This is a genomic window from Pseudoalteromonas sp. GB43, assembly GCF_054923805.1.
Genome location: NZ_JBPCHJ010000001.1, coordinates 2,173,985 through 2,194,914 on the forward strand (window position 1 = coordinate 2,173,985; position 20,930 = coordinate 2,194,914).

Here is a 20,930-nt window from a genome sequence, read left to right on the forward strand (position 1 = left end):
AGCGCAGAGTTCGTTATGATGCAGACTCTAAGTATTAAAAAGGTTTGTAACTAATGCGTGTTGTTTTTCCTATACTGGCTATTTTAATTGCCTTAGTGTTACTTATTCCCGGTGTAACCCAGCCAGTGCTCACCCTTGAAGGAAAAATTGATAAATCTAAGCTTGCCAAAACAGGTATTGAAATGATTGCCGATGAAGGCGATCGCAATACCCGTAGCGTGTTAATGATGGCATCAAGCATGCTGGGGCTTGATAAGCTTGAAGGAGAAATCGATGCCTACAAAAAAACACGCAGCATTTGGGGCACCGTGAATGAGCTTGCTAATAACAAAAACTACCTTGTTGCCGTGCTTGTAGCAGTGTTCTCGATTGTCATTCCCACCTTAAAACTCCTGATGCAATTGCTTTATTGTTTCTTACCAGTGAATAGGTTTAAGTATTTGCTCGGTCAACTCATACAAGACCTAAGTAAATGGAGCATGGTCGATGTGTTTGTGATTGCATTGATCGTGTCTTATTTAGCAGGTAATGCCGATGGGCAAATGGGCGAGTTGATAAAAATGCATGCTGAATTGGGTGATGGATTTTGGTATTTTACAGGTTATTGCTTGTTTGCTATTGCTGCCAGCAGTAGCATAAAAATAGATAAGCCCTTGTCGAGTTCGTAAATTTCGGGCTACAATTTGGGCACTTAATTTTTAAGGTATGATGATGACGCGACTTTCAAGCTACTTATTGATAGCTATGATGCTGCTCACTTTTGTGGGTCAGTCAGTTGCGTCTGTTGCTATGGTATGTGATATGCCACATGCCAGCATGCAAATGGATCATCATGCTAATATGAATGCTGACAGCGACATGAGTGATATGGATTGTTGCCATGAAGACGTAATGGATAACAGCGATTGTGCGTGTCCGTTCAATGCCTGTACAGCTCACTCACTCCTGCCGTTAAATGATTTAGTTGTTAAATCAATTAAGCAATCAGAAAAAGTCACCATGTTAGGCGCCAGCCAGCTTAGTTTTCACGTCAGTTCTTTATATCGTCCACCTATTACTGCTTAAGCAGGATAGGTCTGTCTAAAATTCAGTAAAACGCTGAAATACACCTCATTCTGCACCCAAAATCTATTGTTTTTTAACCATTTTTAAGATTTTTGGAGCATGTGATGATTCACAGCAAATTGATTAAGTCGCTTTCTCTAGGCGCAGTATTGATAACCTCAAGTTTAGTGAAAGCAGAGCCGTTAGCACTCAATCAGGTGATTGATTATGCATTGACTCACGAGCCTTGGTTACAGGCAAATAAATACCAGCAACAGGCGATAGAAGCGCAAAGCATTGCGGCAGGTACCTTGCCAGATCCTGTTTTAACCGTTGGACTCATGAACTTACCAACCGATGGCTTTGCCTTTGACCAAGAGGGTATGACGCAATTCAAAGTGGGCTTGTCACAGCAATTTAGCCGAGGTGATAGTCTTGCCTTACAGCAACAAGCTTTAAAACAATCGGCTGAGCAATACCCTTGGCTTAGAGCAGACCGCCAAGCACAGGTTAAAGCTATTGTTAGCGAAGCATGGCTAAATGCCTATCGCGCACAAAAAAGCATTCAACTGATCAACCAAGATAAAGCCTTATTTAATCAACTTATTGATATTACAGAAGCAAGCTATGCCAATACACTTGGTGCGACTCGCCAGCAGGATATTATTCGCGCCCAGCTAGAGCTGACTCGGCTTGAAGATAAGCTGGTGATGTTAGAGCAACAGTTTGATAGTGCCAAAAAGCGACTAGCACAATGGCTACCTATTGAAATGCTAAACGGTGCAGTGAGCGATGAAAACACCAAGGTGATAGCAGTAATGCCTTATCAAGAGCTTGCATCATCGGGGGTGACTGAAGTGCTGATGAGCCACCCGGCAATTATCGCCATTGATCATGCTATGCGTGCCAAAAACACCCAAGTGCAAGTGGCTAAAGAGGCGTATAAGCCGCAATTTGGTATGAACCTAGGTTATGGCTATCGTGATGATACCCCGATGGGTGACTCTCGCGCTGACTTATTCTCTATTGGGGTGAGTATTGATTTACCGCTGTTTACTGATAATCGTCAAGATCAACAAGTTAATGCCGCAATAGCTAATGCCGAGGCGGTAAAAACCAACAAGCTTATTACCCTGCAAAAACTGCAAGGTCAGTATTTTAAAGAGCTTAGCCAGTTGAGCCGACTTGCCAAGCGCAAAGCGCTGTATCAACAGCAGCTATTACCGCAAATGGCAGAGCAAGCTGAGGCGACATTAAATGCTTACACCAGTGATGATGGTGACTTTTCAGAAGTGATGCGTGCTCGCATTAGCGAACTTAACGCAAAAATTGATGCGTTGAATATCGAAATTGATAAACAAATAACCCTCGCTCGCCTTAATTATTACGCAGCAGCAAAAGATAACCAAATAAATGCAGCACAAAGCCAAGGAGCTAGCAATGAATAACACAGTGAAATTAGTTATCGCTTTGGCGGTAGGTGCAGCATTGGCAACGGCTGTAAATAAATTGGCTGAGCCAGAGCATGCACAAATGCCAAGCGCTGAGAAAAAGCCGCTATATTGGGTGGCGCCCATGGACAGTAATTACCGCCGTGATGAACCGGGTTTATCACCAATGGGTATGGAATTAGTGCCCGTTTATGAGGAGCAAAGTAGCGCTGAAGACAGCCCGGGTACTGTGAGAGTTTCACCTGCAGTCGTTAATAACTTAGGGGTAAGAACAGCACCCGTAAGGTTTAAATCATTACAAACGACGGTTGATACGGTTGGCTATGTGCAATACGACCAAGACCAACTCGTGCATATTCACCCTCGTGTCGAAGGGTGGATAGAAACCTTATATGTAAAAGCCGCTGGTGACCAAGTTAAGCAAGGCGAGCCACTTTATACCTTGTATTCTCCACAGCTAGTGAATGCACAAGAAGAGCTACTGCTTGCCCTTAAACGTAACAATGCAGTGCTTATACGTGCGGCAAAAGCACGCTTAGCCTCACTGAATGTTTCTGACGATTTTATTGTGCGATTAGAGCAAAGCCAAAAGGTTAGACAAAACATTACCTTTTATGCCAAGCAAAGTGGCGTACTGGATGAGCTAAATATCCGCGAAGGTTTCTTTGTGAAACCAGGCACAACCATGATGAGTATTGCTCACCTAGAAGAAGTATGGGTCGAGGCAGAAGTTTTTGAGCGTCAAGCAGGGCTTATTCATAAAGGCTTGCCTGTTACCATGAGCTTAGATTACTTACCGGGCAAACGTTGGCAAGGCAAGGTTGATTATATTTACCCAACCCTTGATGAGAAAAACCGTACCCTGCGCGTGCGTTTACGCTTTGCTAACCAAGATGGCTTACTCAAACCGAATATGTTTGCTGAAGTGAGCATTACTACTATGCCAACAGAGCCACAATTAGTGATAGCCAAAGAAGCGGTGATCCGCACAGGTAGCCAAGACCGTGTTGTTATTGATTTAGGTGAAGGTCGCTTTAAATCAGTGGCTGTGACGCTAGGTCGTAGTGATAATCATGATGTCGAAATTTTATCAGGCTTACTGAAAGACGATAACGTTGTGGTTTCAGCGCAGTTCTTAATAGATTCCGAATCAAGTAAGAGTTCTGACTTTATGCGTATGCAAGAACCGGATAGCGAGAGCGCAATGGTGAATGGCGTGATCAACAGCATTGACCGCGAAGCCAGAACAGCTGTGATCAGTCGCGAAGCCATCCCTAAGTGGATCGCGGGGCTGCAACTATGGAATTTCATTTTTCGCCGCGCATCGATATGTCTAGTTTGCAAAGCGATGATGAAGTGCATTTTACCTTTAAATTGGTGGACGGTGAGTTTGTGATTTTTGACATCATGACCATGAGCCACCCTATGCAAGGAGAAATGCAATGATAGCTGCCGTGATCCGTTGGTCAGTCGGTAATCGCTTCTTTGTATTACTGCTGTCTTTAATGTTGGCAGGCTTTGGGGTTTTTTCTTTAAAGAATACCCCAGTTGATGCCTTGCCTGACTTATCTGATGTACAGGTTATTGTAAAAACGTCTTACCCAGGACAAGCGCCTCAAGTGGTGCAAGACCAAGTAACGTTTCCTATCACTACAGCGATGTTGTCGGTGCCGGGAGCTGAAACGGTAAGGGGCTTCTCGTTTTTTGGTGACTCTTATGTATACGTTATTTTTAACGAAGACACTGACCTTTACTGGGCCCGTAGTCGAGTACAAGAATATTTGAGTCAAGTAAGTGCTCGCTTACCGGATTCAGCGAGGCCTGAACTTGGCCCTGATGCAACAGGGGTAGGCTGGATTTACTTGTATGCGCTGGTGGATAAAACTGGTAAGCACGATATTAGCCAGCTACGAAGCTTGCAAGATTGGTTTTTAAAGTTTGAGCTGCAAACGGTGCCGGGCGTATCAGAAGTAGCGTCTGTTGGCGGTATGGTTAAGCAGTATCAGGTGAATGTCGACCCAGATAAATTGCGTGCTTATGGTATTCCGCTAAGTTTAATTCAAACAGCAATTAAGCAAGGTAACCAAGAGCGTGGTGCCTCAGTGGTCGAAATGGCAGAAGCTGAATACATGGTATCAAGCACAGGTTACATCAAAAGTGTCGCAGATTTAGAAGCCATTCCGCTGGGTACTAATGCCAATGGCACGCCACTGCAATTACGTGATGTGGCTGATATAAAACTTGGGCCGCAAATGCGCCGTGGTATTGCCGAACTAAACGGCGAGGGCGAAGTAACTGGTGGTGTTGTGGTAATGCGCTTTGGAGAAAACGCCGAAGCAACCATCAAACTAGTAAAAGAAAAGCTAGAGTCGCTCAAAAAAGGCCTGCCTGAGGGAGTTGAAATCATCCCTGTGTACGACCGCTCAAACCTTATTACCCAAGCGCTTGATAACTTAAGCTCAAAGCTAATTGAAGAATTAATCGTCGTGGCTTTAGTGTGTGTGGTGTTTTTATTCCATATACGCTCATCGATCGTAGCCATTATCACGTTGCCAATGGGCATTTTAACGGCTTTTGTGGTTATGTATTGGCAAGGTATAAACGCCAACATCATGTCGCTTGGTGGGATAGCGATTGCCATTGGTGCAATGACAGATGGTGCTATCGTGATGATAGAAAATATGCATAAGCATATGGAAAAAACTCCACTGACCGATGAAAACCGTTGGCAAGTAGTGATGGACTCAGCCGCAGAGGTAGGGCCCGCGTTATTCTTTAGTTTATTAATTATTACCGTCAGCTTTATGCCAGTGTTTATTCTTGAAGCACAAGAAGGGCGCATGTTCTCGCCACTGGCTTATACAAAAACCTATGCAATGGCAGCTTCGGCTGGTTTAGCGATTACACTGGTGCCGGTATTAATGGGCTACTTTATTCGCGGTAAGGTTATTTCGGAGCAGAAAAACCCTGTAAACCGCTTATTGGTGGCAGCCTATAAACCCTTGTTAAATGCAGTATTAAAAGCGCCGAAAACAACATTGCTACTGGCATTAGTGTTGGCTGCTATCGGCTTTTATCCGGTTAATAAAATTGGTAGTGAGTTTATTCCTCCCCTTGATGAGGGCGACTTAATGTACATGCCAACTACTTACCCAGGTATTTCAATTGGTAAGGCCCGTGAAATCTTACAGCAGACCGATAAGTTAATTGCTAGTGTGCCAGAAGTTGAGTCGGTGTTTGGTAAGGTAGGTCGAGCGGATACTGCAACAGATCCTGCGCCGCTCACCATGATCGAAACCTTTATTCAGCTAAAGCCAAAATCACAGTGGCGCGAGGGCATGACAACCGAGAAACTGAAAAAAGAGCTCGATAATCTGGTTAAGTTCCCAGGGCTTACCAATGCGTGGGTTATGCCAATCAAAACCCGAATCGACATGCTTGCCACGGGTATTAAAACACCTGTGGGGATCAAAGTAGCAGGGCCTAAGCTGAGCGAAATTCAAAAAATCGGTGAGCAAATTGAAGTCATATTAAAAGACTTACCGGGCACAGCGTCGGTTTACTCAGAGCGTGTTGCCGGTGGTCGCTACATCAAAGTTGATATCAACCGTGAAAAAGCAGCGCGCTATGGTTTGAACATTGCTGATGTACAACAGGTAGTTGCCACCTCTATCGGTGGTATGAATGTGACAGAAACGGTTGAAGGGCAAGAGCGTTACCCAGTTAACTTGCGCTACCCGCAAGATTATCGCGACTCGCCAGAAGAGCTTAAGTTGTTACCGATAGTGACACCAAACGGACAGCGTATCGCATTGGCTGATGTTGCCCATGTCTTTATCGAAGATGACCGCCGGGTATTAAAAGTGAAAATGCACGTATTAATGGCTGGAGCTTAATTGACATTGAAGGCAGTGATATCGGCAGTTATGTTGAGCGTGCGCAACAAGCGCTGCATGAGCAACTCGAGCTACCCGCTGGTTACTCAATTACGTGGGCGGGGCAATATGAATATATGGAGCGCGCAAAAGCCAAACTCAGTTACGTGTTGCCACTCACCTTGGCAATTATTGTGGTGCTGTTATACCTCAATTTTAGAAGCTTTATTGAGGTGGCAATGATCATGCTAACCTTACCGCTTGCAATGATAGGCGGTATTTGGCTGATGTACCTTGAAGGCTTTAACTTCTCGGTTGCAGTTGGGGTTGGTTTTATTGCCTTAGCTGGAGTTGCTGTGGAAATTGGCGTGATCATGCTGGTTTATCTCAACCAAGCTTATCAAGATGCTAAAGCGCAATCAGCACAGTTCACGGTTACAGATCTGCGCCAAGCAATCATCAATGGTGCAGGCCTTCGGGTTAGACCAGTGATGATGACAGTTGCCACTATTATCATAGGGTTACTGCCAGTGCTTTATGGCACTGGAACGGGTAGTGAAGTGATGAGCCGAATAGCAGCGCCTATGGTCGGCGGGATGCTCAGTGCCATAGTTTTAACGCTACTTGTGTTACCTGCGCTTTATTTTATATGGCGTAAACGCGACCTATAAATTTTACAGCCAGTGTGTAACTTGTACGCTTTTACTGGCTGTAAGTTACACATTTTATTTTTAAGTTGTTGATATTTATTGTTTTTGTTGCTGGTGTGATTTATGCAAAGTCATATTAAATTGATTTTAATAAGGAATGCACATGCAAGTTAAAACAATACAACAAGTTTATGATTGGACAGTGTTATTTCATACTCAAATGGCAGCCAATTTCCACAGTGTTAAAGACTTACTGGACGAGCATAATCAAATGCTGGTGGATTATTACCTGCAATATGAGAAGAAACTAGCAGAAGATCTCGTTGGCTTTAAAGCCATTACAGAAATAAACACGCTTGATACCTATTGCTATGAGTATTTTGCTGAAAACCCAGAGCTAATTACTTTTAACGATATCAGCACAGATCAGCAAATTGATGAAAAGGCGATTCAGGTTTACTTAACCACGCAACACCAAAAAGTCATCGACTTATACGAGTACTTGGTATCGCGAGCTGATACAGAGCAAAGCAAAGAAAAGCTCGAACGTTTACTTGAGCTTGAACATCAAGACGCCTTAAGCAAATGATGCAAAGCTCAAACCGTCATATGGATATGTAATCGATTAATCGATTAATCTATTAATCTATTAATCTATTAATCTATTAATCAGCTTAATGAAAATCGAGTAAGAAGCCGACTTTTTTAAGGTATTTTTGCTCTTGCTGTAAGTCAGCTAAAAGCAAGGTATGTTCTTTAAGCCACTTATTGTGAAACTTTAAGAACATACTATTTTGCTTGGCTGTTACCTCAAGTTTAAAACCTTGATCGGTAATACGCTTTTGATTTAGCAGTACTGCTAAGCGCAAAATCACAATAAGTTGCAATATTTCATAATGCTGCATGGTATGCAGTGTAGAAAACTCTTCTAAGCGGATCTTTTTCCGATAAAAACGGATCATGCAACTAAGCAAGGTTTGTTGTTGCTGCGTAAAGCCAGGTAATTGGCTATTCGCCACGATATACGCGCTGTGCTTATGTATCCCTGATGAATTAACCCCTAAGCCAATTTCATGCAGCTGCGCAGCCCAATCCAATAAATTTATGTGATCTGAGTCGGTCAGATGCCATGTCTCTCTTACTTGTTCAAACAGCCACTTTGCAGTTGTCGAGACACGATTAGCATGCTCTTTATCTATGGCGTTACGTTCAGATAAATTCTCTATGGTATTTGTGCGAATATCCTTATGGGCGAGCTTTTGCTGCATTTCGTGAAGTAAGCCTTCACGCAGTGAAAAATCGCTGTACTGCATCGCTTCGATTTTAAACAGCCTAAATACCGCAATTAAAATAGCTAAACCGCCACAAATACTCACTTGCCGCTCAGGCGTAAGACCTTCAATTTGCAGCGCTTGTACTTGTTTTGCAGCAATAAACTGGGTTTTTAGTTCTAATAATCGCTCTAAAGTAATTAGCTCTTGCTCTGCATCGTTGGCATTGATCATGGCAAGGATAGATTTAATTGTGCCAGATGTTCCCACCACAGATTGCCAGCCAGCCGATAAGTAATTAGCAAAAATTACTTCGAGTTCTTGTTCTGCGCGAACTTCTGCTTTAGCGAAGCGCTTAGCAGTGATTTGTCCATCTGCAAAATACTGCTTGGTATAGCTAACACAGCCCATGTTGCGACTAGCAAGTAACTTGTGCTTAAAGTGTTTACCAATGATGAGTTCAGTACTGCCGCCACCGATATCAATAACTAAGCGGTTTTCATCGTGATGAATATAATGGGCAACACCTTGGTAAATTAAACGTGCTTCTTCTTGCCCTGATATAACTTCAATCGGGTAAGGAAACACCTTACTTGCTTGCGTTAAGAACGAATGAATATTTTTCGCGCGGCGTAATGTGTAAGTTGCCGCCACTTTGACATTCTCAAGGGGAAAGTCCTGTAAGGTAGTAGCAAACTGCTTAAGAATCGCCAGCGCGCGCTCTATAGCTTCTTGGCTTAAGTGATTTTTATCATCTAAACCATCAGCTAAATAAACGCGCTGCTTTTCTTTGTGTAAGATTTGCAAAGAGCCATCGACCTCTCTTGCCACCACTAAATGAAAACTGTTTGAGCCTAAATCAACGGCAGCAATTGAGGGATAATCATTCATTATTATAGTTACTTTCCCATTTCTTAAGGTGGTCATAAATGGCAATTTGCGAGCGAATTTTTTTACGATTGCCACGGCGCACATAGCTGTTTTTTTGTTCGCTATCGATTATGCGCGCTTTTGATCTATCTTTAAACTGTAGCTCAAGAATATCAATAATAAGCTGTTTTAATTTTTCATCATAAATCGGTGTGGCGACTTCAACACGGTGATCAAGATTTCGGGTCATCCAATCCGCTGATGAAATATACACTTTTTCTTCGCCATTATTATGAAACACCATCACCCGAGGGTGCTCTAAAAAGCGGTCAACAATACTAATAATACGAATGTTATCGTTCACGGCAGAGGGCACTAACGAACACATGCCACGCACAATAATGCGAATTTTCACGCCGCGTCTTGCGGCAAAATAGAGGTGATCAACCAGCTCTTTATCAACAAGATTGTTTATTTTTAGCGTAATTTTGCCAGCCTTACCATGCTCTACATTGGTTATTTCAGCATCAATTAGCGACATAATAGTTTGTCGTGCGTTGACTGGTGATAGCATCAAGTGATCAAACTGAAATGGTTTATAGCTACTTTCGATGAATCTAAAAACGCTATCGCACTCTTCGCTAATACCTTCATGTCTGGTAAATAAACTAAAGTCAGTATAAATTTTGGCAGTTTTCTCATGGAAGTTACCCGTGCCTATATGGGCATATTTCACGATGTTGTTCTTTTCTTTACGATGAATAACGCATAACTTGCTGTGCACTTTCAATGCAGGAATACCAAAGATTACTTTAATACCGGCATTACTCAGAGTTTTTGCCCATTCAATATTGTTTTGTTCATCAAAGCGCGCTTTCAGCTCAACCATTACGGTGACATGTTTGCCATTTTTTGCTGCATTAATAAGTGTAGAGATAAGACGAGATTGACTCGCAACGCGATAAATATTGACCTTAATTTGGGTAACATCAGGGTCAAAAGCGGCTTGGCGTACAAACTCAAGTAAATGGTTAAAGGTGTGATAAGGGTAATACAGTAAAACATCTTGCTCAGAGATGGCATCAAACACACTCGAGTGATTGTTAAAAGCTGTGCTTTGTAATGCAGGCAGTGGTTTGTTTTCTAAATACTGACGGCCAACATTCGGAAACGCAATAAAATCGCGGAAGTTACGGTAACGACCGCCGGGGATCAATGCATCATGTTGACTAATATTAAGGCGCTTTTTCATCACTTTAAGCATTTCAGCTGGCATGCTCTCGTCATAAACAAGGCGTACAGGCTCAGCAGAAATACGTTGCTTAAGACCCTTTGACATTTTATCAAGCAAGCCTTCTTCTAGCTCATCATCCAAATTGTACTCGGCATCACGGGTGAGTTTGATGGCGTAGCATTGAATATCATCAAAGCTAAAAAAGCTGCTAAACACATCGCGAATAAAGTAGGCGATGATGTCATCAAGCATCACTATGGTTTTGTGACGGCGTGTTTTCTCTGGTGGCAAAATAACAAAGCGAGATACGCGGTCAGTGGGTACTTCCATCATGGCATAATGACTTTTTTGATTGGTCATCTCGACAAATAAATAGGTCATGGTGTCGTTGATTTGATCTGAGTAGTCTTTCTTTTCAGAGAGTAAAATCGGCAATATGTGTTGTAGCACATTGTCGTGGAAGAATTTTTTCAGCCAACTCAAATGAAATTCAGACAACTCTTCTGGTTGTTCAACATGAATATTGTGCTCGTTTAAGTCATTTAAAATATCTTTATGAATTTGGTTAAACTTTTTACCAAGTTGGAGCACTTTACTTTGGATCTGATGAAGTAATATTTCGTCTTCTTCAAAGTTCGCATCAGGAATTTTATTAAGTAATATGCGGCGTTTTACATCGGCAACACGAACACGGAAAAACTCATCCATGTTGTTTGAGTAAATACCTAAAAAGCGCATGCGCTCAATAATCGGGTTCGATTTGTCTTTGGCTTCTTGCAGCACGCGTTCATTAAAAGACAGCCAACTTAGCTCTTTGGCAAAGTAATTAACGGCTTGAGAAGAAGAATGTGATGCGTTCATCTGGTTTTCCAACGTTTATAGCTAGTTAGAATGTAGAGGATGCAGATGACACAAGTATGACAAGCGTGTCAGTTTTGTGACACGCTTAATCTAACTTTAGTTGTAGAAGTGGTACTTGGTTTAAGCATCCTCAATATCAACAATTAAATCTGTGGTAATAGACTCAAGTGCGTTGATCACTTCGTCTTTGTTCATGCCTATTGGCAAAGCAACGGTCGCAACAGCACTAAAAATTGGCACGCCCCAGTTAGGTGCACTTTGTTGTTTTGAATTTAGGTGAGTGATATTCGCCCCTTTGTGACGAATAACGCTGGCTAGCTCTTGTACAATGCCTGGTCTGTCGTTACCAGTAATCACGAAGTTAATTTCCTCAGACGGAACATCAGGCAAGGTATCAGTTCCACGTTCAATTCGAACTTCAAGATAAGGTAAGCTGTGAAGAGCATCTTGTAATTCTTGCAAATGTTCTTCAGGTACTGCGGCTTCGATAATTCCGGCAAAATGACCTGCAAGGTGGCTCAAATTACTTGTCAGCCAGTTACCATGATGGTTTAAAATTGTGGCAGAAATATCTTCAACTAGGCCGGGTTTGTCTGGCCCTAAAATAGTAATTACTAACTGCTTCATACTTAAATCTCTATAAAAAAGCCTCAGAAAAATGCAATAAAAGGGAGGAGGCGTTGGTTAAAAATGATTCTTATTGTTGAAAAAAATAAGTCTCATTGAGTATTGATGCTGTTTTAATGTTTGTCCAATTTTTTCACTGTAGTTATAAAAAATTAGTTATAACAATTTGTTAGCTTGATTGTGGTACTGTAATAAAAGTGCTCCACAATGACTTATTTTGGTCATTCTTTAACTTTAAAATACGTCCCTGAAATACTCGCTTTATTACACTGAATTATGACGTTTGTAACATTACTGTCATCTTGGTGAAATATAATTCGCGCAACGTTAAGTTTTAAGGGTGTTTTGATGACTTCCAATCCGAATAAACCTACCTTTCATACGGATAGAAGCCGTCTATTTAAAGACAGGTTTGCCAAGTGGGGTATTTCCGCGGGTGGCGTAATGGTGCTTGTAGCACTGCTACTCATATTCTTTTACCTTCTTTATGTTGTTCAACCTATTTTTGAATCAGCAAAAGTAGAAACACGTAATAGTGTAAAACTACAAAATGCGTCAGAAGTTGTTGGCCTTGGCATTGAAGAGCAAACAGAAGTTGCCTTTTTACTCGGTGAAAAAGGTAATGTGGACTTTTACAATGTTGAAAAAGAGCAATTTGGTAAAAAGATCACCACTCTTAATACAGAATTACCAAGCGATGTAAGCAGCTTTGCAAGCTCTGCACCGTTTCAGGGGCAATACGCATACGGCCTAGAGAATGGCTCTGTTGTTGTGGTTGCGCCAAAATTCTTAGTGACATTCCCGAACAACCAACGCCAATTAACACCGCGTTTAGATTACCCGTTGGGTGATATGGCGCTTGAGGTTGACGATCAAGGTGCGGCAATCACTAAATTTGCATTTAGCCACTACGAAGATAAAACAGCTGTTGTTGCTTTAACCGCTGACAAGCGCGTTTTATTTAGCAGCTTTGTGGGTGAAGAAAACATGTTCACCGGCGAAGTAGAGTGGGTTGTTGAGCGTACTGAGCTTGATATCGAAGGTCGTGTTGATGAGCTATTAATTTCACCTGATACAACACGTACATTCGTGCGTTCAGCAAATCAAATTTACGTATATGATACCCGTTACCCTTCTGAAGTTGAGCAAATCCAACTGCTTGCAGCTAACGAAGAAAACGCGAACCTAGTTTCAACTCAGCTATTAGCGGGTGCAAACTCACTGATGCTTGCTAACGATAATGGCGAAGTATCACAGTGGTTTGAAGTAAACACTGAAAATGGCCGTGAGTTCCAAAAGATTCGTGCATTTGAAACCAGCAAGCAATCGAAACTAAATATTTTTACTGAGTTCTATCGTCGTACCTTCTTCACAGCGGGTGCTAACGGTGAGCTTGGTATTTATTACACAACCAGTGATGCAAAACTATGGCAAGGTAAAGTAAGTGATGGTCCAATTCAAAACTTTGCTATTTCACCACGTTCAAATGCGGCACTGATTCTTGCTGATGACGCGTTAAAAGTGATTGAAATCCATAACGAGCACCCAGAAGTAACCTGGTCTGCATTATGGCAAGAAGTGTGGTACGAAGGCTATCCAGAGCCGGGTTATATCTGGCAGTCAACGTCTGCGAGTGATGACTTTGAATCTAAGTTCTCGTTAGTGCCAATTTCATTCGGTACGATTAAAGCTGCAATGTACGCAATGTTATTTGCGGTACCCATTGCGCTTTCAGCGGCAATTTACACGGCGTACTTTATGTCGAGTGAATTACGTAAAGTGGTTAAGCCGACTGTAGAAATTATGGAAGCATTACCAACGGTAATCTTAGGTTTCTTAGCTGGTCTTTGGTTAGCACCATTAATTGAAGAGCATTTACCAGCGATTGTCGGATTATTGGTGTTGCTGCCAATTGGTATCTTATTAACTGCATTCGGCTGGAACAAACTACCGGCGTCAATTCGTCACCGTATTCCTGAAGGTTCGCATTCAATTTTACTTATCCCAGTGGTTATCTTTATTGGCTGGTTATCGTTTGCGATGAGTAACTCAATTGAGCTTTGGATGTTTGACGGTAATGTGCGTCAGTACCTAACCAATGAATTAGGTATGACATTCGACCAACGTAACTCACTAGTTGTTGGTATTGCGATGGGCTTTGCTGTTATCCCAACTATCTTCTCAATTGCTGAAGATGCGGTATTCAGTGTTCCTAAGCACTTATCAAACGGTTCATTAGCACTTGGTGCAACGCAATGGCAAACATTGGTTCGCGTAGTACTACTAACAGCAAGCCCGGGTATCTTCTCAGCAGTAATGATGGTATAGGTCGTGCGGTCGGTGAAACAATGATTGTACTAATGGCAACAGGTAATACACCTATTATGGACTGGAGTATCTTCCAGGGTATGAGAACACTTGCAGCGAATATCGCGGTAGAAATGCCAGAGTCTGAGGTAGGTAGCTCGCATTATCGCATTCTATTCTTAGCAGCATTTGTACTATTCATATTCACATTCGTTTTCAACACAGTGGCTGAGTTTGTTCGTCAGCAACTGCGTGAAAAATACAGTTCAATGTAGGTGGAGAGACACGACATGGTAAAGCAGTGGTTTAAGTCTGGTTCTCCTTGGATTTGGATGACCGGCGGTGCGGTAAGCATCAGTTTAATCTCGGTTCTTGGCTTACTAGCCATGATTGCTTGGAAAGGTTTAAGCTTTTTCTGGCCATCAGAAGTAGTGCAACTTGAGCTGCAAGGCTCAGTTGCTAAACAAACAGTGATCGGTGAAGTTTATGACCGTGAGCTAGTTGCGAAATCACGTATTGAGGCGACGGGCGTTGATTTATCTCATTACGACAAAGAGCAGCTAGAGCGCTTACTAATCAAAACAGGTAACCGTGAGTATGTTGACCTAGATTTCCGTTGGGTACTAGAGACAGACATTACATCGCGTACTGCGCCAGCAGAGCTTGCAGTATTCGAACGTAGCAAAAACGGTAACTTTTACGGTTATGTTGAGCAAGTTATTAAAGACGGTGAAGTTATCACAGATAACAAAATCGTCGTGCTTTATAATCTTGTAGACCGTGCAGTTGACCTAAATGACCAAGCACTCGATTTACAAAACGGTGATATTGGTCATATTAACTATGAGCTTGAACGTTTACGCTTAAAAGAAAAAGCGTATCAGCTTGATAACGAACTAACCGATGAGCGTGTTGCTGAGCTTGCACAAACTCGTGCTGAGTTACGTGCTGAATACACAGTATTAGAAAAGCAGTTATTCGCGCTTCGTAAAGAAGCAAAGCGTGACCAAGTAACTGTAAGAGACATGCGCGGTGAAGTGGTTACTTTACCTCTGTATCAAGTTCTTGATGTGTGGTTCCCTAATGACATGGGCTTCTTTGCTAAGCTTGGTCATTACTTTGTACAACTTGGTAAGTTTGTAGCAGATGACCCACGTGAAGCAAACACTGAAGGTGGTGTATTCCCGGCAATTTTCGGTACCGTGTTCATGGTATTACTAATGGCAGTGATTGTGACGCCGTTTGGTGTTGTTGCAGCGATTTACTTACATGAATACGCAGCAAAAAATGCCGTGACTAAGATGATCCGTATCGCGGTAATCAACCTTGCGGGTGTACCTTCGATTGTATACGGTGTATTTGGTCTAGGTTTCTTTGTATACATGCTAGGTGGCAGTATTGACCAATTGTTCTACCCTGAGTCATCGCCAAGCCCAGTATTTGGTACGCCAGGTGTGATTTGGTCTGCTTTAACGCTAGCAATTTTAACGCTTCCTGTTGTTATTGTTTCGACTGAAGAAGGTTTATCACGTATTCCAAGTACGGTTCGTCATGGTTCATTAGCACTTGGCGCAACAAAAGCAGAAACGCTATGGCGCATCATCATTCCGATGGCAAGCCCAGCGATTATGACAGGTTTAATCTTAGCGGTTGCACGTGCAGCCGGTGAAGTAGCACCACTAATGCTTGTTGGTGTTGTTAAGATGGCGCCAACACTGCCACTTGACGGTAACTTCCCATACATACATTTAGATAGAAAATTTATGCACTTAGGTTTCCACATTTACGATGTTGGTTTCCAAAGCCCTAACGTAGAAGCGGCACGTCCGCTGGTATATGCCACGGCATTCTTACTGGTATCAGTAATTATCGCCCTGAATATCACCGCGATTGGTATTCGTAACCACTTACGCGAAAAGTTTAGAGCTCTTGAGCATTAATACAGAATTTTTATAGGTAGACAGAGATGATTACAGTTGCACCACAAGTAAACCAAGCGAAAAGCGCGGCAAAGCTAGATTTAGATAACCTAACTGCAGAACAAACAGCGTTAGAGATTAAAAACTTAAATCTATACTACGGTGATAAACAAGCGCTTAGCGGCGTAAATATGAACATCCCGAAAGGTCAGGTAACAGCATTTATCGGTCCATCGGGTTGTGGTAAATCAACACTTTTACGTTGTATCAACCGTATGAACGACCTTGTTGATAGCTGTCGTATCGATGGTGAGATCTTACTACATGGTCACAATATCTATGATAAGAATGTAGATGTTGCTGCACTACGAAGAAATGTCGGGATGGTATTCCAACGTCCTAATCCATTTCCAAAATCAATCTACGAAAATGTCGTTTATGGCCTACGCTTACAAGGTATTAAAGAAAAGCGTAAACTAGACGAAGTGGTTGAACAATCTTTACGTGGCGCGGCGTTATGGGATGAAGTTAAAGACCGTTTACACGATAGTGCATTTGGCCTATCGGGTGGTCAGCAACAGCGTCTTGTTATTGCTCGCTCAATTGCTATCGAGCCTGAAGTACTACTTCTGGATGAGCCTACATCGGCACTAGATCCAATTTCTACTTTAGTTATCGAAGAGCTAATTAACGACTTAAAGAATAAGTTTACCGTGGTAATCGTTACTCACAACATGCAACAGGCTGCTCGTGTATCAGACCAAACTGCGTTTATGTACATGGGTGAGTTGATTGAGTATTCAGATACCAATACGTTATTTACAACACCAAGCAAGAAGAAAACAGAAGACTACATTACAAACGTTGTTACGGTTAGTCAATAAAGTCACTTGGTACCGTAAACGAAATTTATAGAGGTAGACAATGGAACATAATATCAATAAACACATTTCGGGCCGCTTTAATGAAGAGCTTGAAAATGTGCGTAACCATGTATTAAACATGGGTGGTTTAGTTGAGCAGCAACTAAACAGTGCACTGGATGCTGTTAGTAATGGTGATGCCGATCTTGCACAAAAAGTTCGTGAAAACGACTACAAAGTAAATGCAATGGAAGTGAACATCGACGAAGAATGTACACGCATTATCGCTCGTCGTCAGCCGGCAGCGAGTGACTTACGTCTTGTAATTGCTATTGCAAAAACAATTGCCGATTTAGAGCGTATTGGTGATGAAGCTGAGCGTATTGCTAAAGTTGCGCTGGATTCATTCACGAAAGATCGGCAAGACCTACTGGTGAACATTGAAAACATGGGTCGCCAAGTATCGAAAATGCTTCATGATGTACTTGATGCATTTGCACGTATGGATGTGCAATGTGCGTTTGAAGTACATAAAGAAGACGCTAAAGTTGACCGTGAATACGAAGCAATTACCCGTCAAATCATGACATATATGATGGAAGATCCACGCTCAATCCCGAAAATTATGGATTTAGTGTGGTCAGTTCGTTCATTAGAGCGTATTGGCGACCGTTGCCAGAATATTGCTGAATACATCATCTATTTTGTTAACGGCAAAGATATTCGTCATACATCTCAAGAAGATATCGAAAAGTCGCTGTAAATTTAACCGCAACTTTTCATTATTAAACCGAGCGGCCTTTGGCCGCTTTGTCTATTATTGGTGATGTAAGGCAGAAAAAGCGTTCACAATCGAACACAATGCTGTAAAATTCGCAGCTGCCAAAGCATACTAATTTATAAAGGGTCAGTTATGCCTACAAATGCATTTTTAGGGGTTTTTGCCAAATCACCTATTAAGCCTATGGAAGATCACATTAAGAAAGTACATCAAGCAAGTAAAGCATTGATCCCTTTCTTTAATCACGTGTTTAAAGAAGAATGGCAAGAAGCGGAAGAAATCCGTCTAAACATTCGTAATTTAGAGCGTGAAGCTGATGAAATGAAACGTAACATCCGCCTTCAACTACCTCGTGGCTTATTTATGCCAGTTGAGCGTACCGATTTGCTAGAGCTTGTTACTCAACAAGACAAAATTGCTAACAAAGCAAAAGATATCGCAGGTCGTGTAGTTGGTCGTGAGATGATCATACCTACCGAAATCCAAACAGATTTCCTTGCTTATGTAACTCGTTGTGTTGATGCGACTAAACAAGCGTCAAAAGCAATCAATGAGCTAGATGAGCTGCTTGAAACGGGCTTCAAAGGTCGCGAAGTGACTTTAGTTGAAAAAATGCTCGTTGAATTGGACGCTATTGAACAAGACACGGATGACATGCAAATCAAAATTCGCCGTCAATTGCGCGCCATCGAAAATGAACTTAACCCTGTTGACGTGATGTTCTTATACAGAATCATTGAGTGGGTAGGCGAGCTTGCAGATATTGCAGAGCGCGTAGGTTCTCGTCTTGAGCTGATGTTAGCTCGTTAATTAAAAATCAGTTCAAACACGAAAAAAATTAAAGGTTCACACAATGGATATCATTGCAAATTACGGCACGTTATTGGTTTTAACTGCCGCCGCAGTCGGTTTCTTCATGGCTTATGGTATTGGTGCAAATGACGTTGCCAATGCGATGGGTACATCAGTAGGCTCAAAAGCACTTACAATTAAACAAGCAATCATCATCGCGATGGTGTTTGAATTCGCTGGCGCATACCTTGCCGGTGGTGAGGTTACATCTACAATCCGTAAAGGGATTATCGATGCCACGCCATTTATGGATATACCTGAGTTAATGATACTAGGTATGATTGCCGCGTTATTCGCTGCAGGTAGCTGGTTATTAATTGCCTCTTTCTTAGGCTGGCCAGTATCTACGACTCACTCAATCATCGGTGCCATCATTGGTTTCGCATTGGTTGCAGTAGGTAGTGAAGCAATCCAATGGAACAAGGTAATGGGTATCGTAGGTAGCTGGATTGTTACCCCTGCTATCTCTGGTTTTATTGCTTATTTGATTTTCATGAGTGCGCAAAAGCTAATTTTTGACACTGATGCACCACTTAAAAATGCTAAGCGTTACGTGCCTATCTATATGGGTCTAGCGGGCTTCATCATGTCGCTTGTAACAATCAAGAAAGGCTTAAAGCACATTGGTATCAACTTAGGTTCATTTGAAGGTTATGCCCTTTCTATCGCGATTGCTGTTGTAGTTGCTATCATCGGTAAGATTGCGATTGCTCGCCTTAAAATTGACCCTAAAGCTGACAAAGCAATGCAGTTCAACAACGTTGAGAAAGTGTTCGCAGTACTTATGGTACTAACAGCATGTTGTATGGCATTCGCACACGGTTCAAACGACGTTGCTAACGCGATTGGTCCATTAGCTGCTGTTGTAAACATTGTTGAGCACAACGGTGAAATCGCTAAGAAAGCGGCTATCGCATGGTGGATTTTACCACTAGGTGGTTTAGGTATTGTTGCTGGTCTTGCTATCTTAGGTAAGAAGGTAATTAAGACCATCGGTGAAGGCATCACACACTTAACACCAAGCCGTGGTTTTGCTGCTGAACTTGCTGCTGCTTCAACAGTTGTTATCGCATCAGGTACTGGTTTACCTATTTCTACTACGCAAACACTTGTAGGTGCGGTACTAGGTGTTGGTATGGCACGCGGTATTGCGGCTCTTAACATGGGTGTTGTAAGAAACATTGTAGTTTCTTGGGTAATTACATTGCCAGTTGGCGCAGCCCTTGCTATTGTTATTTTCTATGTACTGAGAACTGCCTTCGGGGTATAAAAAGTACTAAAAGACTTTTAGCTTGAAAAGATCTCAATGCCTTAGGTATTGGGGTCTTTTTATTTGCAGGTAGAGAATGAATAACTTACCAAGTATTAAACAACTACAGTATTTATTAGCAGTCCACCAACATCAACACTTTGGCCGCGCAGCAAGCGCCTGTTTTATCGGTCAATCAACCTTAAGTAGTGCAATTCAAAACCTAGAAGAAACCTTAGGTTGCCAACTTATAGAGCGTGAAAACCGCAGCTTAATGTTTACCGCAATTGGTGAAGAGGTTGTCGAAAAAGCACGTAAGATTATTGACGACACCCTTAGCCTTAAAGAGCTGACAAAGAGCTTTTTAACGCCATTAAGTGGCACACTCACGCTTGGTGTTATCCCAACGATTGCCAGCTTTATTGCTGCACCTTTATATCATTTCTGCAAACAGACCTTTACCGAGTTAGAGCTAGTGCTAGTTGAAGACACCAGTGACAAGCTACTCGATAAACTTGAGCATGACCAAATTGATATGGCATTACTCGCGTTACCGTATGACACTGAAAAGTTTCATACACAAGTACTTGCTAAAGATCACTTCAGCCTAGTGCATCATAAAGATTATACACCAGCAGATGGTGTGGAAGATTTTAATCTTTTACCGGATGCGAGTGTGTTCTTACTAGAACGTGAGCACTGCATGACTGGCCATGCACTAAGTGCTTGCCATTTGAATCGCTCAAGTTGTATTAACCCATTTGAAGCGGCAAGCTTGCATACGCTATTAAGTATGGTTGAACACCAGCTTGGTGTTACTTTTTTACCACAAATGGCTATCAATGCGGGCATTTTAGATAAAAAAGAGATGGTCGCAACACCATCGCAAAATGATGCATACCGAGATATTGGTATCGTGTGGCGTAAAACCACGGGCCGGATCAGAGACTTTAGGCTATTTAGCCAGCAGCTAGAGCTGTTTCTCAATAAGCAATGTAGCTTAGACGGTCAATGAACAAAAAACCCCAAATAAAAAATATTTGGGGTTTTTTATTATTTAAGCAAACTATTTTTTT

General features: G+C 42.1%; 12 protein-coding genes and 4 pseudogenes. 13 read left to right on the plus strand and 3 right to left on the minus strand.

Translation table 11 applies throughout. The annotated features are described in order from the left end of the window. The first annotated feature begins 53 nt into the window (after positions 1 to 53). From ACRWSG_RS10445 to ACRWSG_RS10470, 6 genes and pseudogenes are all read left to right on the plus strand, one after another. On the plus strand, positions 54 to 668 hold the full coding sequence (locus ACRWSG_RS10445) for a paraquat-inducible protein A (RefSeq protein WP_462166216.1): 615 nt from the start codon (positions 54 to 56) through the stop codon (positions 666 to 668). 43 nt (positions 669 to 711) lie between these two features. Further along, a complete protein-coding gene (locus ACRWSG_RS10450) occupies positions 712 to 1,065 on the plus strand; it encodes a hypothetical protein (protein WP_054552465.1) in 354 nt (117 codons plus the stop codon). A gap of 104 nt (positions 1,066 to 1,169) precedes the next feature. Beyond that, complete coding sequence (locus tag ACRWSG_RS10455; protein WP_462166217.1) at positions 1,170 to 2,492, plus strand: TolC family protein; 1,323 nt, start codon at positions 1,170 to 1,172, stop codon at positions 2,490 to 2,492. Continuing rightward, a pseudogene (locus tag ACRWSG_RS10460) lies at positions 2,485 to 3,941 on the plus strand (efflux RND transporter periplasmic adaptor subunit). The gene ACRWSG_RS10455 and the pseudogene ACRWSG_RS10460 overlap by 8 nt, the downstream one beginning before the upstream one ends. Next, a pseudogene (locus ACRWSG_RS10465) lies at positions 3,938 to 7,041 on the plus strand (efflux RND transporter permease subunit). Before ACRWSG_RS10460 ends, ACRWSG_RS10465 begins: the two co-directional pseudogenes overlap by 4 nt. 142 nt (positions 7,042 to 7,183) lie before the next feature. Beyond that, positions 7,184 to 7,641 (plus strand): annotated as a pseudogene (locus tag ACRWSG_RS10470) (hypothetical protein). Between the two features lie 53 nt (positions 7,642 to 7,694). Here the strand turns inward: ACRWSG_RS10470 and ppx are convergent. The 3 genes from ppx to ACRWSG_RS10485 form a co-directional block, all read right to left on the minus strand. Then, complete coding sequence (gene ppx / locus ACRWSG_RS10475; protein ID WP_462166219.1) at positions 7,695 to 9,182, minus strand: exopolyphosphatase; 1,488 nt, start codon at positions 9,180 to 9,182, stop codon at positions 7,695 to 7,697. Beyond that, complete coding sequence (gene ppk1, locus ACRWSG_RS10480) at positions 9,175 to 11,256, minus strand: polyphosphate kinase 1 (RefSeq protein WP_138600185.1); 2,082 nt, start codon at positions 11,254 to 11,256, stop codon at positions 9,175 to 9,177. The genes ppx and ppk1 overlap by 8 nt, the downstream gene beginning before the upstream one ends. A gap of 120 nt (positions 11,257 to 11,376) precedes the next feature. Beyond that, positions 11,377 to 11,883: a glycine cleavage system transcriptional repressor gene (locus ACRWSG_RS10485; RefSeq protein WP_054552472.1), complete on the minus strand. Its 507-nt coding sequence runs from the start codon at positions 11,881 to 11,883 to the stop codon at positions 11,377 to 11,379. Positions 11,884 to 12,231: 348 nt separating this feature from the next. Between ACRWSG_RS10485 and ACRWSG_RS10490 the strand changes: the two are divergent. The 7 genes and pseudogenes from ACRWSG_RS10490 to ACRWSG_RS10520 all read left to right on the plus strand — a co-directional run bounded on the left by ACRWSG_RS10490 (position 12,232) and on the right by ACRWSG_RS10520 (position 20,869). Continuing rightward, positions 12,232 to 14,465: pseudogene (locus ACRWSG_RS10490) on the plus strand (ABC transporter permease subunit). Positions 14,466 to 14,480: 15 nt separating this feature from the next. Further along, the gene (gene pstA / locus ACRWSG_RS10495) at positions 14,481 to 16,130 is read left to right on the plus strand and encodes a phosphate ABC transporter permease PstA (RefSeq protein ID WP_462166220.1); all 1,650 of its coding nucleotides are present in this window, start codon (positions 14,481 to 14,483) and stop codon (positions 16,128 to 16,130) included. Positions 16,131 to 16,156: 26 nt separating this feature from the next. Beyond that, entirely contained in the window at positions 16,157 to 16,993 is an 837-nt protein-coding gene (gene pstB, locus ACRWSG_RS10500; RefSeq protein WP_462166221.1) for a phosphate ABC transporter ATP-binding protein PstB, read from the plus strand. A 40-nt stretch (positions 16,994 to 17,033) separates the two neighbouring features. After that, complete coding sequence (phoU, locus tag ACRWSG_RS10505) at positions 17,034 to 17,735, plus strand: phosphate signaling complex protein PhoU (protein WP_462166222.1); 702 nt, start codon at positions 17,034 to 17,036, stop codon at positions 17,733 to 17,735. Between the two features lie 150 nt (positions 17,736 to 17,885). Next, positions 17,886 to 18,563, plus strand: a complete 678-nt coding sequence (locus tag ACRWSG_RS10510; protein ID WP_462166223.1) for a TIGR00153 family protein — start codon at positions 17,886 to 17,888, stop codon at positions 18,561 to 18,563. 43 nt (positions 18,564 to 18,606) lie between these two features. Further along, positions 18,607 to 19,875: an inorganic phosphate transporter gene (locus ACRWSG_RS10515; RefSeq protein ID WP_462166224.1), complete on the plus strand. Its 1,269-nt coding sequence runs from the start codon at positions 18,607 to 18,609 to the stop codon at positions 19,873 to 19,875. 76 nt (positions 19,876 to 19,951) lie between these two features. After that, positions 19,952 to 20,869, plus strand: coding sequence for a hydrogen peroxide-inducible genes activator (locus tag ACRWSG_RS10520; protein WP_462166225.1), 918 nt, complete (start codon positions 19,952 to 19,954; stop codon positions 20,867 to 20,869). Positions 20,870 to 20,930 lie beyond the last annotated feature (61 nt).

What these genes read in the sequence shown, in the direction of transcription:
- ppk1 (WP_138600185.1), bottom strand. Translation starts at nt 11,256, where the DNA reads ATGAACGCATCACATTCTTCTTCTCAAGCCGTTAATTACTTTGCCAAA.
- ACRWSG_RS10520 (WP_462166225.1), top strand. Translation starts at nt 19,952, where the DNA reads ATGAATAACTTACCAAGTATTAAACAACTACAGTATTTATTAGCAGTC.
- ACRWSG_RS10485 (WP_054552472.1), bottom strand. Translation starts at nt 11,883, where the DNA reads ATGAAGCAGTTAGTAATTACTATTTTAGGGCCAGACAAACCCGGCCTA.
- phoU (WP_462166222.1), top strand. Translation starts at nt 17,034, where the DNA reads ATGGAACATAATATCAATAAACACATTTCGGGCCGCTTTAATGAAGAG.
- ACRWSG_RS10510 (WP_462166223.1), top strand. Translation starts at nt 17,886, where the DNA reads ATGCCTACAAATGCATTTTTAGGGGTTTTTGCCAAATCACCTATTAAG.
- ACRWSG_RS10515 (WP_462166224.1), top strand. Translation starts at nt 18,607, where the DNA reads ATGGATATCATTGCAAATTACGGCACGTTATTGGTTTTAACTGCCGCC.
- pstA (WP_462166220.1), top strand. Translation starts at nt 14,481, where the DNA reads ATGGTAAAGCAGTGGTTTAAGTCTGGTTCTCCTTGGATTTGGATGACC.
- ACRWSG_RS10450 (WP_054552465.1), top strand. Translation starts at nt 712, where the DNA reads ATGACGCGACTTTCAAGCTACTTATTGATAGCTATGATGCTGCTCACT.
- ppx (WP_462166219.1), bottom strand. Translation starts at nt 9,182, where the DNA reads ATGAATGATTATCCCTCAATTGCTGCCGTTGATTTAGGCTCAAACAGT.
- pstB (WP_462166221.1), top strand. Translation starts at nt 16,157, where the DNA reads ATGATTACAGTTGCACCACAAGTAAACCAAGCGAAAAGCGCGGCAAAG.
- ACRWSG_RS10455 (WP_462166217.1), top strand. Translation starts at nt 1,170, where the DNA reads ATGATTCACAGCAAATTGATTAAGTCGCTTTCTCTAGGCGCAGTATTG.
- ACRWSG_RS10445 (WP_462166216.1), top strand. Translation starts at nt 54, where the DNA reads ATGCGTGTTGTTTTTCCTATACTGGCTATTTTAATTGCCTTAGTGTTA.